This is a genomic window from Desulfosporosinus cupriresistens, from assembly GCF_001707885.1.
GTDB lineage: Bacteria > Bacillota > Desulfitobacteriia > Desulfitobacteriales > Desulfitobacteriaceae > Desulfosporosinus.
The window spans coordinates 94362-108832 of record NZ_MASS01000005.1 but is presented as its reverse complement, the minus strand read 5'-3'; the positions used below and the strand labels follow the sequence as shown (position 1 = coordinate 108832).

Sequence of the window (14471 nt, the reverse complement as noted above, 5' to 3'; positions counted from 1 at the left end):
AGGGCGAAGGAGGATCCTACCTTCAACTGAAGCAGAGCCTGGAACTCTTACATAGAAAAGTGGAAAGTTTGGAAGTGGATAATACGGAGCGGATGGGGAAATATCAGAAACCAGGGTTTTGGCGCAGTCTTAACCATGCTTGGCGAGGGTTGATATACACTTGGAAAACGCAGGGTCACTTTCAGTTTCATGTCGTTGCAGGAATTTGCGTCGTAGGCTGTGCTTGGTGGAGCGAGGTTTCTCGTTTGGAATGGTTAATTCTTATTTTCGCAATTGGTAGTGTTATTGGCGCAGAAGCCATGAATTCTGCTCTCGAAATTGTAGTGGATTTGGTGCAACCAAACTTTCATCCTCTAGCGGGAATGGCAAAGGACGTGGCAGCCGGCGCAGTTTTGGTTGCAGTAATTCAAGCTGTGGTGATAGGGGTGATTGTCTTTCTACCACGGCTGTTAAGCTTCGTGAGTTATCTTTTAGGATAGACAGACGAGAATGTCCACATTTCTTTCAAATCTTATGAGACAATTGGTTTAATAAACTTTTGTCTATAGTCGATAGTCTATAGTTTAAGGAGCAGTTTTGAATTTGAAGCAGAAAAATCAATTGCTTAAGACAGAAACACTCGAAACACAGGTCCTGCAAGAACTTATTGACCAGGCTCAGGCGGCATACCGACAAGCATACGTTCCTTATTCTCACTACCCCGTTGGGGCAGCCGCACTGTTTGCGTCGGGTGTGATTTATGGTGGGTGCAACGTTGAAAATGCCAGTTACGGTTTAACAGTTTGTGCAGAGCGAAACGCTATTTTTCAAGCTGTGGCTCATGGAGAACGGGAACTGAAAGGAATCGCCATCGCTGTGCCGACAGATGTGTTTCCTTCTCCTTGTGGTGCATGTCGTCAAGTGATACGAGAGTTTGCTGTGGATTGCCCGGTAATTTTGATAAATGGTAAGGGGAAAACGAAGGTTACGAGGTTGAAGACGCTCTTGCCGGATGCGTTTGGGCCGGAGTTTATGGGCGACTTGTAAGCGACTTGTAAGACACAGCGCTCGGTGCTTACGACGCAGAGCAAACTAACCGTTCAAGCTCCCGGCTCTGGGGAGCGGGGTTCATCCTTCGGCGATAGTATTCTTTTAAAGAACCGCCTACGGCGATAATCTCCACTGGAGACTATCGTGCCAGATGAGCCATCCTTGGCTCACTGGCGGCAGCGCACGTCCTTGTGCGCTGCCCCGTCTCTGGGGTCGGTCGCTTGAACGGAAGTTTGCTGGGCTTGCTTACGCAAAGACGCCGCACATGTGTCATACTGCGTCCTGCCTGTTTGCACTTAATTCTAGTTATAGAAGTTGCTCTGAATAGACGTGGTAACTTAAGGTTATGGTAATAAATAATACAAAAGAAAATTAAAGTATTAAGATAGGGAAGTGACTTCACCGTTGGTTTCAACAAAATCAAATGAATTCCGTTCAGGCTTTGTATCTGTCATAGGAAGACCGAATGCAGGGAAATCGACCTTGCTTAATCATTTATTAGGTCAGAAGGTACTGATCATGTCTGATAAGCCTCAGACCACCCGTAATCGCATCCAGTGTATTCTAACGGAGGAACGAGGACAGATTATCTTTCTGGATACACCCGGAATCCATAAACCCAAACATAAGTTAGGGGAATATATGGTCGGTAAAGCCAAGGAATCCATGCGTGAAGTGGATGTTATTCTTTATATGGTAGACCTTTCGGCTGAATATGGTCCTGGCGAAGAGTTTATTATTGAGATGCTCAAGCAGACTCGGATCCCGTGCGTATTGGTCTTAAACAAAGTTGACCTTTTGGCGTCGAAAGAGCAGTTGATGCGTAAAATTCAGCAGTTTTCTGCGCTTGTGGATTTTAAAGCTATTGTTCCTGTATCTGCAAAAACAGGGGAAAATACGGACGAACTGTTAAAGGTTATTTTTAATCAACTTTCTAAGGGGCCTATGTATTATCCGGAAGATGAAGTTACCGATCAGCCGGAACGTTTTATTATGGCAGAGCTGGTGCGCGAAAAAGTGCTGCAGTTGACGCACGATGAAATTCCGCATTCGATTGCGGTAGTGATCGAAGAGGTAGCTGAGAAGAAGACTTTGGTTAAAGTACGGGCTTTGATTGTGGTTGAGCGTGACTCTCAGAAAGGGATTGTGATCGGGGCCGGAGGCAAGCAACTCAAGGAGATTGGCAGATTGGCTCGTATGGATATTGAGGCTTTATTAGGTAGCCCTGTGTTTTTAGAACTTTGGGTTAAGGTGAAAAAAGACTGGCGCAACCGGATGGATAGTTTACGAAATTACGGGTATGGAAAGGAACGGGATTGAGTATGCTGAATCTTGCTGGAATGACAGATCACACGTTGTTGAAACCGCAAGCTACGGAAAAAGATATTGTGACGCTTTGTCATGAGGCTCAACAGCATAAGTTTGCGACCGTTTGTGTCAACCCGACGTATGTGCAGACAGCGGCAAAACTTTTGCGCGGAACAGGAATTGGGGTCGCTGCTGTGGTAGGCTTCCCGTTAGGGGCGACGTTTACGGAAGTTAAAGTTCAGGAAGTTTTTATGGTTAAGGCGCACGGCGGCAAAGAAGTGGATATGGTTATCAATGTTGGCTGGGCAAAATCAGGAGATTGGGAAGCCGTTGAGCGTGATATTGCGCAAGTGGTTGCAGCGGCTCATGGTTGTGGATTGCTCATAAAAGTTATTATTGAAACCAGTTTGCTTACGGAAGATGAGAAACGAACTGTGGCTGAGATTGTCAAGCGCTCGGGAGCAGATTATATTAAGACTTCTACTGGCTTTGCCGGGGGCGGAGCGACCGTTCAGGATGTACGTAATCTTAAAGCGTGGGTCGGGGAAAAGGTTAAAGTTAAGGCTTCGGGTGGAATAAGGACCAGGGAGTTTGCCGTTGAGCTTATCGAAGCAGGAGCGGAACGTTTGGGGACCAGCGCGATACTTGAGGGACTTGTGTGACACAGCGCTCGGTCTTACGACGCAGAGCAAACTAACCGTTCAAGCTCCCGGCTTTGGGGAGCGGGGTTCATCCGGCGCATTTCATGCGCACCGTCTGATTGCAACAAAGAACCGTCCCTCGTCCCCTTCGGGCCTAAGTGCACTGGGAAATGAATCTTTAACTGATGGCTGGGGGTTTTATGTATAGAGAGCTAATAGATAACGCAAAATAGAGGGGTGAGAGCGTGGCCGTTTACCATGCGGACGCGTTAGTGATCCGTAGTCGGGAATTTGGGGAGTCGGATCGGGTGCTCACTCTTTTTTCTCGTGAGCTGGGAAAGCTGCAGGCTGTGGCAAAAGGGGTGCGTAAACCTAAGAGTCGTCAGAGGGCTGGGGTTCAGTTGTTTACCTATGGGGATTTTCTAATCCATCGCGGGAAAACTTTGGATACGGTTAGTCAGTGCAGTCCGAGGGAAAGCTTCCCTTATCTTTGGAATGATCTGGATCGCTCGTTTGCGGCTACGGGTATTGTTGAACTTTTGGACATTTCAACGGTTGTGGCACAGCCCAACCCGGAACTGTTTGCTCTTACGTTGACTTGTTTATTTTTGCTGGAACAGTTTGACCCTTCTCTTGTGCTCAGCGCTTACGCTTTGCGGTTAATGGTGTTGTTGGGATATCGCCCGCATTTAGGGGAATGTCTCGAGTGTGGGGTTAAGGTTAGTGGTGACCGTTTATTTTTCAGTCCGGAGGCCGGTGGTACGCTTTGTGGTCAGTGTCGAGAGACGTATTCAGGACGATGGATTCGAGCTGGTAGTATTGCGTTCATGCGTCAATTAATTCGGGCGGAAATCACTAAACTTGATCGCCTGCGTTGGAATGCTTGGATGCAACAAGAAATTTTGGAGACACTACGGCTTTATCTAGAGTATAAATTTGAGAGGCCGCTCAAGTCTTGGCGAATGGGAAGTTTAACCCGGGATGACGTGGGGCAGTACACTAACGGAAAGGAAGGGAACAAATTTGAGTGAAGCGTTGTGGACGGAACTTGAAAAGCTGGATGTCTTACGCGAACGAATGGGAATTGGCTATGAAGAGGCTCGGGTGGCTTTAAGCATGGCTCAGGGTGATGTAGTGAAGGCTTTGGACAACTTCGAGAAGGGTAGCGGTAAGGGGAAACCTGGGTGGGACTTTGTCGATCGAGGGCAGGGAATTTGGGACAGTGTCAAAGGTAAGCTGGGTAGCTTTAACAACACCACGGTTAGTTTAAAGAAACATAATAATACCATTGTAAGTCTTTCAGCTCCAGTGGGTTTGGCATTGGCGTATACGATCTGGCGAAGGCCGGCTTTACGGATGCTTGCTCTTGCTGGTGCAGTTGGGGCAGCGATTAATCATTATGAGCTAGAAGTAGCTTCTGGAGACAAGTCTTCGCATGATGGTGCTTTTAAATTCTCTTCGGATAGGGCAGATGCAGGATTATAGTGTTTGACACAATTCGCTCCTGGGAATATAATAGTTTAAATCTATACCTTTTTATGATGCAATGATGGGAAAAAAGTTCGCGAAACCTCTTTAATTAGCGAGTTCGGGTGGGTGTGAGCCGAATGGGAGAAGCGGATGGGGCAGCTCTGAGCAGGATAAACGAAGGGGACCCTTCTGGGGTCAAACAGGGTGGAACCGCGGGAACAAGCTCTCGTCCCTGTAGCTTATATGCTACGGGGGTGAGCGCTTTTTTATTTGTTGAAGATTGAGCTGGAGATCCTGAAGGAAAGTGATATACGGTAGGGAACTAATACTTGTTGGGGAACTACGCCTATTGGGCAGTCCACTTTGAAGAAACCTGAAAAAAGACAATGTTTTAAGAGTTATTTAAATTTATAAAGGGAGGTAAAACGATGCAGTTTCAAGATATTATACTTACCCTCAATCAGTTTTGGGGAGAACAAGGGTGTATTATTGCCCAACCTTATGACGTGGAAAAAGGGGCCGGGACGATGAACCCCTCGACGTTTCTACGCGCCCTGGGACCGGAGCCGTGGAATGTGGCCTATGTTGAGCCGTCACGCCGACCCACAGATGGCAGATATGGGGAAAATCCCAATCGTTTACAGCACTATTTCCAATACCAAGTCATTCTGAAACCCTCGCCGGACAATGTTCAGGAACTTTACCTGCAGAGCTTGGAACGGCTGGGGATTAATCCCAAGGAGCATGATATTCGTTTCGTCGAAGACAACTGGGAGTCTCCGACCTTGGGGGCTTGGGGGCTCGGCTGGGAAGTCTGGTTAGACGGTATGGAAGTGACTCAATTTACGTATTTCCAACAGTGTGGGGGGATTGACTGCAAACCAGTTTGTTGTGAAATTACGTATGGACTGGAACGACTGACCACGTATATACAAAACAAAGATAGTGTGTATGATATTGCCTGGGTCGGAGACATCTCGTACGGTGATATCTATTTACAAAACGAAATCGATTACTCGCATTACAATTTTGAAGTTGCGGATATTGAAGCATTGCAGATCTGGTTTGATATGTATGAGCGTGAGGCCAAGCGGGTTGTAGAAAAAGGATTGGTACTCCCTGCCTATGACTATGTGTTGAAGTGCTCCCATACCTTTAACCTGCTTGATGCTCGCGGAGCAATCAGTGTCACAGAACGCACAAATTATATTGCGCGGGTGCGTGCGCTAGCCCGTCTTTGTGCTCAGGCTTATGTAGAGCAACGGGAGAGACTGGGTTACCCTCTGATCAAAACAAATTCAGTGAAGGAAGTGGAGTAAGATGGCGAACGACTTTTTGCTTGAAATAGGAACAGAAGAAATCCCGGCTAAATTTTCGCCGGGGGCGATGGCTCAGTTGGAGGAACAAGCACGCAAACGTTTAGCTGAACTGCGCTTGGCCTATTCGGAAATGAAAGTTTTCGCTACCCCTCGCCGTCTGGCCCTTTTGGTAGCGGGGCTTGAGGAAAAACAAGAGGATTTATTGATGGAAGTCAAAGGCCCCGCTGTGAAAGCGGCCTATGATGCAAAGGGGGTCCCTACAAAAGCTGCTCAGGGCTTTGCTCGAGGGCAAGGTGTAAAAGTTGAAGACCTTTTTGTTCAAGAGGTCAATGGGGTACCGTATGTGTTTGCTCGGAAATCGGAAATAGGGTTGGAGACTTCGACCTTATTGCCCCAATTCGCAAGCGAGCTCATTAATGCCCTGCATTTTCCTAAACCTATGCGTTGGGGAGACTTGGATTTTCGTTTCGCTCGTCCGATTCGTTGGATCGTTGCTCTTTACGGAACAGAAGTTGTGTCACTTGAGCTCGTCGGGCTTAAGTCAGGACGTGTCTCGCGCGGGCACCGAACGCTGGCGACAGAACTTATTTCCCTAGCCCAACCGTCTGATTATGGCGAAGCCTTACGTAAAGCCTTTGTTATCGTTGACCCGGAGGAGCGCAAGAGTGCGATTCAAGCGCAAATTAAAGTTCTGGCAGAGAACGTCGGTGGTGAAGTGCCTGAAGATGAGGAGCTCTTGGGCGAAGTCATCCATCTTGTGGAGTATCCGACTGCGTTACTGGGCACAGTAGCCCCACGCTACATGCACCTGCCTGAGGCGGTAATTACCACCCCGATGCGGGAGCATCAACGATACTTTCCGGTGCGTGCTAAAGACGGAAAACTCTTGCCCAATTTTATTACAGTACGCAACGGGGATGCCTTCGCTTTAGATACAGTGAAAGCCGGAAATGAAAAAGTGTTGAAAGCTCGTTTGGAAGATGCGGCCTTTTATTATCGTGAGGATCAAAAGGTTCCATTGTCAGAGTTAGTTGCCAAATTAGGGAAAATTGTGTACCACGAGAAATTGGGTACTGTCGAGCAAAGGGTAGAACGTTTGCGCGGCTTGTCCCGGTTCATTGCTGAGAAGCTGAATTTTGAAGGAACTTTGCAAGAAGAAATTGATCGAACTGCTTTTCTGGCGAAAGCCGATCTTGTGACCTTAATGGTGAGTGATTTCCCGGAACTGCAAGGCATCATGGGGGCGGACTACGCTAAAGCCAGTGGAGAGTCACCGCAGGTCTGTCAGGGGATACTCGAACACTATCAGCCCCGTTTCGCAGGCGATGGATTACCCGTATCAGATCCCGGTCGTGTAGTCAGTATTGCGGATAAACTTGATGCAATTGTGGGCGCGTTCAGCATCGGAATCCAGCCCACCGGTTCTCAGGACCCTTATGCCTTAAGACGTCAGGCACAAGGGATTGTGGCCATCCTCTTAGATTCTAAATGGGAGATTTCTCTCACCGAACTTTTGCATGAGTCCTATCGTCTGCTCACAGAGCAGGGGACATCTCCATTGCCGATCGAGGACATCTTGCCCTTGCTCCAGGATTTCTTTCAACAACGCCTGCGTTTTGTGCTCCAGGAACAAGGACTGCGTTATGATACAGTGGAAGCGGCCTTGGCGATCGGAAGCGATGATATTAATCGTGCAGCGAAACGAGCTCAAGTGCTTTCCGAAAGAAGGAATGAAGAAACCTTTACTCCCTATCTCCAAGCCTATATTCGTTGCTTCAATCTAACTAAAAAGGAGGTAACTCAAGCCATAGATCCATCCTTGTTGGTTGATGCGACAGAAATAGCCCTGGAGAATGCCATATCTTTGCGTATAGAGCGTTTTGAACAGACTCGGTCGAGAGGGAATTATGTGATGGCCTATTTTTTAGCAGAGGAGCTGGTCTCCTACATTGAAGCCCTCTTCCAGGCGGTTATGATTATGGTGGAAGATGAAGCTTTGAAACGGAACCGACTGGCTTTACTGGGTCAGTGTGTAATAATGTTGGGATGTTTAGGTGATTTAAGTGTTATATCGTAAAAAATTATGTCAACTATCTATTCAATAAACAACATTTTGTGGTATAATCTGTCCTGTAAAGCACGATTAGTATGTCACATTAGGTTTGTAAGAAACATTAAGAGGTGAAATGGGTTGGAATGGACGGAACGTCAACAGCGAATTGTGGAGATAGTCAAAGCCTCAGGTTCCATCACTGGTGAAAAGATTGCGGCAAAGCTGGATTTGACGCGAGCCACTCTCCGCCCGGATTTAACCATTTTGACGATGTCTGGGGTCTTAGAGGCCCGGCCACGTGTCGGATATTCTTACCGTGAAAATAGCGGACCTTCCCCGATTATGGAACGGATGCTTCAGCTGCGGGTTTGCGCGTTTAAGTCTATGCCAGTCACCATACCAGAAACTGCAAGTATTTATGAAGCGACGGTTACGATGTTCACTCAAAATGTAGGGAGCCTTACGGTTGTCGGACCGGACCGCATTCTTTTAGGAATGATTTCACGCAAAGATATTATGAAAGCCTCTTTAGGTAAAAGCGACCTGCAACAAGTTCCTGTCGGTGTCATTATGACGCGTATGCCGAACATCTATATGACGACCCCGGATGAACCGGTCTTGAGTGCGGCCAAGAAATTGGTCCACCATCAAGTCGATAGTTTGCCCGTCGTGGAAGGGTATGTGGATGAAAACGGGGATGAATGTTATGAGGTCGTTGGGCGGTTTACTAAGACGAATGTCACGAAGCTCTTTGTCGAAATTGCAGATGCGAGGATGTGATTCCTTCCGGAGGGCGGGGATCAGAAGCCAGAGGTCAGAATATGGTATCCTGGAGACGGAGGACAGAAGTCAGGATAGACTTCGAATAAATTCGGAGGTGTGAACGTGACGACCCAAATGCCGGTGATTTATGTCATTTCGGATGCACTTGGAGAGACGGCGGAGTTTGTAAGCCGGGCAGCGGCGGCACAGTTTATTGGTGTCAAGACTCGGATTCGTCGAGTTCCCTACGTACGGGATCAATCGCATCTAGAAGATATTATGGAAGAAGCTCTGGCTGAACAAGCTATTTTGGTTTATACTCTTGTACTTAAAGACCTGAGAGATTTTTTGGAGAGCAAAGCTGTCGAGATGGGTCTTAGAACCGTTGATATATTGGGTCCGCTGATTGGCGCTCTTTCCGGCCAAACTGGTATGGAACCCACCCATACGCCGAATATTATCCATCGTTTGGATGAACAGTATTTCCGTAAAGTGGAGGCCATTGAATTTGCTGTTAAATATGACGACGGTAAAGATTCCCGGGGAGTTCTGTATGCCGACGTTGTTCTTATTGGCGTTTCTCGGACATCGAAAACTCCACTCAGTATGTACTTAGCCCATAAAGGACTCAAAGCCGCGAATATCCCATTGGTCCCTGAAGTCAATCCTCCCGAGGAGCTTTTTAATATTTCTCCGCGGAAAGTGGTTGGTTTAATATTACGCCCTGAATTGCTCAACCAGATCCGAACAGAGCGCTTAAAAACCTTAGGGTTGGGAGCGACCTCGGATTACGCCAACTTGGAGCGCATCATGCAAGAGCTGGAGTATGCGCGGGGTATTATGAGACGTATTGGTTGTCCGATTATCGACGCCACGGGCAAAGCAGTCGAAGAGACTGCGAGCATCGTGTTAGAAATATTATTTAAGGGGGAGCGAAATGACTAAGAAGTATGTTTACTTATTCCAAGAAGGTAAGGCTTCTATGCGCGACTTGTTGGGGGGAAAAGGGGCCAATTTGTGCGAAATGACCAATATTGGTTTGCCGGTGCCACCAGGATTCACCATTACGACGGAAGCATGCAACGAGTATTACAGCAATGGTGAAAATGTTCCCAATGGGACTTGGGATCAAGTATGGCCTGCCTTGGCTGAGATTGAAAAGGCTACTGGGAAACTGTTTGGCGATAAGAAAAATCCGTTGCTTGTTTCAGTTCGATCTGGGGCGAAGTTCTCAATGCCTGGTATGATGGATACTGTACTTAATTTAGGTTTAAATGATGATACCGTGGAAGCAGTAGTGGCGAATACCCAGAATGAGCGTTTTGCGTGGGATTGTTACCGCCGTTTTATCCAAATGTTTGGAGATGTTGTCTTAGAGGTTGAACATTACAATTTCGAACAGATTTTGGAGACAGCTAAAGAGAAACAAGGGGTTCACTTTGACTCCGAACTTTCGGCAGAAAGTCTTAAATGGATGGTAAGTGAGTATAAGAAAAAGATTGAACGTAAAACAGGCAAGCCGTTCCCTATGGATCCCCGAGTTCAGTTAGAACTCGCGGTTTTGGCAGTTTTCCGTTCTTGGAATAATGACCGGGCGAATGTTTACCGGAAAATCAATAATATTCCTCATGATATTGGGACAGCCGTGAACGTCCAGTCCATGGTTTTTGGAAATATGGGTTCTGACTCAGGAACCGGGGTAGCTTTCACTCGCAGCCCATCGACTGGCGAAAAGGCTCTTTACGGGGAATATCTGATGAATGCTCAAGGGGAAGATGTGGTGGCTGGTATCCGGACGCCACAGCCGATTGCTACTTTGGCTCAGGAAAATGCAGAGATTTATCAACAGTTTGCAGATATTTGCCAACGCTTAGAATCCCATTATCGGGATATGCAGGATATTGAATTCACCATTGAACGCGGTAAACTCTATATGCTGCAAACTCGCAATGGTAAACGAACAGCTTCGGCAGCAATTCGGGTGGCGGTGGAACTTTTCCGCGAGGGTGTAATCACTAAAGAAGAAGCGATTATGCGAATCGAACCGGAACAATTAGACCACTTATTACATCGTCGCATGGATGATGCTGCCAAAGTTCAAGTCCTGGCCAAAGGGCTCCCCGCTTCTCCTGGTGCTGCCTCTGGAAAAATCGTCTTTAGTGCAGAGGAGGCAGAACGGCAAGGGGAACTCGGAGAAAAGATAATTTTGGTTCGAACAGAAACTACACCGGATGATATCCGCGGTATTTTGGCTGCCAAAGGGATCTTAACGAGTCGGGGCGGTATGACAAGTCATGCGGCTGTTGTCTCCCGTCATATGGGCAAGCCAGCTGTCTGCGGGTGTGATGCCTTAAAGATCGACTATAGCTTGGGTCTCTTTAGTATTGATGGAGTAGAGTATCCGCAGGGCACAATCATCTCTATCGACGGATCAACCGGTCGAGTGATCAAGGGCGAAGTGGCAATGGTGGATCCGGAACTGAGTGCAGATTTTAAAGAGTTCTTGGATTGGGCCGATGAAATTTCGAGACTCAAAGTAATGGCTAATGCCGATACCCCAACTGAAGCGACGAATGCCAGGGATTACGGAGCTGTCGGGATCGGGTTAACTCGGACGGAGCACATGTTTATGGACCCGGAACGGATTCCGATTGTTCAACAAATGATCCTTGCTCAAACTCTCGAAGAGCGCGAAGTGGCCCTGGAAAAACTCTTACCAATGCAAGAAGAGGACTTCTATGGTATTTTGAAGTCGATGCAAGGACTACCTGTGACCATTCGCTTACTGGATCCTCCTCTCCACGAGTTTCTCCCGCACTCTGAAGAGTTGATTGTCGAGATTACGAAGCTGAAAATTACTAAAGAAGACGCTGATTCTCTGCGCGAAAAAGAGGCTTTGTTACGCAAAGTTCGGGCGCTTTCTGAACTTAACCCAATGCTGGGTCACCGTGGTTGCCGTCTGGGCGTATCCTACCCTGAGATTACAGTTATGCAAGCCCGGGCCATTTTCCAAGCCAGTGCTCGTCTTGTCAAAGAAGGCTGCGACATCCATCCGGAAGTCATGATCCCGCTCATCTTTGGCGTAGATGAATTCCTGATGATGCGCAAGCTTGTGGATGACACTGCGGCAGATGTTATGCGGGAACAGAGCGTTCATATTCACTATAAAGTGGGAACAATGATTGAAGTGCCGCGTGCTGCCCTTACAGCCGATGAAATCGGAAAAGTAGCAGACTTCTTCTCCTTCGGAACGAATGACCTGACTCAAATGACAATGGGCTTGTCCCGTGATGACGCCCAAGGTACGTTCCTCCCAACCTATCTGGAAAAGAAAGTCATTAGCTCAGACCCATTTGTAGTGCTCGATCGCAATGGGGTTGGTAAGCTCGTCGACATGGCTGTGAAACTCGGTCGGAGCTCAAACCCGACTCTCGGCTTAGGGATTTGTGGAGAGCACGGTGGAGAACCAAACTCCGTGGAATTCTGCCATATCGTTGGCTTGGATTATGTCTCTTGCTCCCCATTCCGCGTTCCTATTGCGCGTTTGGCTGCCGCTCAAGCTGTGGTAAAGAACAAGAAATAATCGGAGATAAATCAATAGTAAAAGCGTAGATCATTTTTGATACAATAGATAATGCGACTAATCATATTTAATATGGAGGGTATTGGAACTTCAATTTCGAGTTCCGATACCCTTTTATTTTGCATCCTCGGTTTTCTTTTTTTTGGAACAACACGAGACATTGAAATACTAAAGGCTCTTTGAGCCTTTTTTAATTGCAGTTTAAACGGTTTCCAAACGTTCTTAATATTTTCTTTATTGACAAAAGCTTTTTTTACTTACATAAACGTGACAGTTAAGATTCAGATATTAAACTAAAAGAGTTGCTAGTTCTCTCAACAAACATTTTGTAAGAAAGGAGCATCACTCTTAATCCTCAAAATTTGCATCTAAAGATGCCTGATTATTAGTTTAAAGAAAGTTTTACCCATTAAGAAATTAGTTTTACATTTTTTACAAATCATTTTAATTTGTTCAACTTGTGAGTAATGCGTTTTCCTTGAGAGGAAAACTCGTAGAATACACCACCATGATTAAATCTCACCCAATTCTTAGTTGATTGAAATAAGTGCAAAAGTTCACAATAATAAGTGAAAGTATTCACCTATTGCATAATTCTAAAATTTTCTAAATAATTTCACTAATTAATGGTAGAGAACAATAAAACAGTTTCAGTTGAGAGTCAATAGCAATTTTGCTTATAGAGTTTACTAAAAAAGGTGGTAAAACACATGGCAAGCAAAGCAGGACAAGCAAAAAAATTGTCCAGACGTTCTTTCCTTAAGTTTGTTGGAGGAGCAAGTTTAGTCGGTGTCTCGCTAAACTTGGCTGGTTGTGGCGAACCGCTTACAGCGGATAAAGCCGTTGGCGGAAGTGGTTGGATGCCAACCCAATACAATGCACCAGGCAGCTGGCCAACCAACGTTCGCGGTCGCGTTCCCATTGATCCAGAAAACCCTGCGATTATCAGAGATGACCAAAAGTGTATTCTTTGTGGTCAGTGTATTGAAGTATGTGAGAAAATTCAATCGGTGTATGGAAATTACGAATTGCCAATTAAAAACGAAATTGTTTGTGTAAATTGTGGACAGTGCACTCAATGGTGTCCTTCGGGAGCAATTACAGAACGGGATGATACGGATAAAGTATTCAAAGCTATCGCAGATCCAAATATCACCGTTGTAGTACAGACTGCGCCCTCAACTCGTATTGGTCTGGGTGAAGAATTTGGCATGCCTGTCGGAACTAATGTTCAGGGTAAACAAGTTGCAGCCCTGAGAAAATTAGGGTTTGACGTAGTTTTTGATACGAACTTCACAGCTGACCTGACAATTATGGAAGAAGGCACAGAACTTGTTAAACGTGTTAAAGGCGAATTGAAAAAGCCTACGCCACAGCTCACATCATGTTGCCCGGGTTGGGTTAAGTTTGTCGAATATTTTTATCCTGATCTTATTCCTAATTTATCATCAGCCAAGTCTCCTCAGCAGATGGAAGGAACTTTAATGAAAACCTATTATGCTGAAAAGAAGAATGTAGACCCCAAAAAGATCTTTTCAGTAGCCATCATGCCTTGTACAGCAAAGAAATTTGAATGTCAACGTCCTGAAATGGCTTCTGCCAGAAAAGAATTAAAAGACAGCAATGTTTCACCGGATGTGGATGTAGTTCTTACAACAAGAGAACTTGCCCGAATGATCAAGAGAGCTGGGATTAATTTTGCTGCTCTTCCTGACGATCAGTATGATCTGCTGATGGGTTCAGGAACAGGGGCAGGAGCAATTTTCGGTACCACCGGCGGTGTTATGGAAGCTGCAGCTCGTTCTGCCTATTATCTTATAACTGGACAACAGCCACCTGCAGCACTTTGGGATTTAACACCTGTACGAGGAATGCAGGGTGTTAAAGAAGCGGCAGTTAATATTCCCGGTGTTGGCAATGTAAAAGTTGCAGTAATTTCTGGTCTGACCAATGCCAGAATGGTTATGGATCAGATTAGATCAGGTAATGCTCCGTGGGTTTTTATTGAAGTCATGGCATGTCCCGGAGGCTGCGAATATGGTGGCGGACAACCTCGGGCATCTTCCCCTCCTTCAGATGAAGTTCGCAATCGGCGTGCTGCATCTTTATATAAGATTGATGCTAAGGCGAAACTGCGCAACAGTCACGATAATCCCCAAATTAAACAAGTCTATGCCGATTTCTTAACCGCTCCGATGAGTGAAAAAGCAGAAGAACTTCTGCATACAAATTATATTTCCAGGGCTGCAGAGTTTGTTGTTAAAAAGCCCGCAAGTAAAATATATTAAGTCTAGGAGGTGGTAAAA

Annotated in this window: 14 protein-coding genes; all 14 read left to right on the top strand. The window is 46.2% G+C overall.

The annotated features are described in order from the left end of the window. The first annotated feature begins 92 nt into the window (after positions 1 to 92). A complete protein-coding gene (locus tag DSBG_RS03475) occupies positions 93 to 479 on the top strand; it encodes a diacylglycerol kinase family protein (RefSeq protein ID WP_068962848.1) in 387 nt (128 codons plus the stop codon). 103 nt (positions 480 to 582) lie between these two features. After that, positions 583 to 1026: a cytidine deaminase gene (locus tag DSBG_RS03470; RefSeq protein ID WP_083236710.1), complete on the top strand. Its 444-nt coding sequence runs from the start codon at positions 583 to 585 to the stop codon at positions 1024 to 1026. A gap of 408 nt (positions 1027 to 1434) precedes the next feature. After that, positions 1435 to 2349, top strand: coding sequence for a GTPase Era (gene era / locus DSBG_RS03465; RefSeq protein WP_068962828.1), 915 nt, complete (start codon positions 1435 to 1437; stop codon positions 2347 to 2349). After that, a complete protein-coding gene (gene deoC / locus DSBG_RS03460) occupies positions 2346 to 2999 on the top strand; it encodes a deoxyribose-phosphate aldolase (protein WP_176716157.1) in 654 nt (217 codons plus the stop codon). Before era ends, deoC begins: the two co-directional genes overlap by 4 nt. After that, on the top strand, positions 2992 to 3186 hold the full coding sequence (locus tag DSBG_RS22270; protein WP_141694227.1) for a hypothetical protein: 195 nt from the start codon (positions 2992 to 2994) through the stop codon (positions 3184 to 3186). Before deoC ends, DSBG_RS22270 begins: the two co-directional genes overlap by 8 nt. 37 nt (positions 3187 to 3223) lie before the next feature. Further along, the gene (gene recO, locus DSBG_RS03455; RefSeq protein ID WP_068962827.1) at positions 3224 to 4009 is read left to right on the top strand and encodes a DNA repair protein RecO; all 786 of its coding nucleotides are present in this window, start codon (positions 3224 to 3226) and stop codon (positions 4007 to 4009) included. After that, positions 4002 to 4463, top strand: coding sequence for a UBA domain-containing protein (locus DSBG_RS03450; protein WP_083236709.1), 462 nt, complete (start codon positions 4002 to 4004; stop codon positions 4461 to 4463). The genes recO and DSBG_RS03450 overlap by 8 nt, the downstream gene beginning before the upstream one ends. Before the next feature lie 122 nt (positions 4464 to 4585). Further along, positions 4586 to 4732 carry a hypothetical protein gene (locus DSBG_RS22845; protein ID WP_176716156.1) on the top strand — a complete coding sequence of 49 codons (147 nt, stop codon included), beginning with the start codon at positions 4586 to 4588 and terminating at the stop codon, positions 4730 to 4732. 144 nt (positions 4733 to 4876) lie between these two features. Then, positions 4877 to 5767: a glycine--tRNA ligase subunit alpha gene (gene glyQ / locus DSBG_RS03445; RefSeq protein ID WP_068962825.1), complete on the top strand. Its 891-nt coding sequence runs from the start codon at positions 4877 to 4879 to the stop codon at positions 5765 to 5767. Between the two features lies 1 nt (position 5768). After that, positions 5769 to 7844, top strand: coding sequence for a glycine--tRNA ligase subunit beta (gene glyS / locus DSBG_RS03440; protein ID WP_068962824.1), 2076 nt, complete (start codon positions 5769 to 5771; stop codon positions 7842 to 7844). Positions 7845 to 7958: 114 nt separating this feature from the next. Further along, positions 7959 to 8600 (top strand): transcriptional regulator CcpN, encoded by a 642-nt coding sequence (ccpN, locus tag DSBG_RS03435; RefSeq protein ID WP_068962823.1) that lies wholly within the window; start codon positions 7959 to 7961, stop codon positions 8598 to 8600. 105 nt (positions 8601 to 8705) lie between these two features. Then, complete coding sequence (locus DSBG_RS03430) at positions 8706 to 9527, top strand: pyruvate, water dikinase regulatory protein (protein WP_068962822.1); 822 nt, start codon at positions 8706 to 8708, stop codon at positions 9525 to 9527. After that, a complete protein-coding gene (gene ppdK / locus DSBG_RS03425) occupies positions 9520 to 12165 on the top strand; it encodes a pyruvate, phosphate dikinase (RefSeq protein WP_068962821.1) in 2646 nt (881 codons plus the stop codon). The genes DSBG_RS03430 and ppdK overlap by 8 nt, the downstream gene beginning before the upstream one ends. 710 nt (positions 12166 to 12875) lie before the next feature. Next, the gene (locus DSBG_RS03420) at positions 12876 to 14453 is read left to right on the top strand and encodes a [FeFe] hydrogenase, group A (protein ID WP_068962820.1); all 1578 of its coding nucleotides are present in this window, start codon (positions 12876 to 12878) and stop codon (positions 14451 to 14453) included. Positions 14454 to 14471 lie beyond the last annotated feature (18 nt).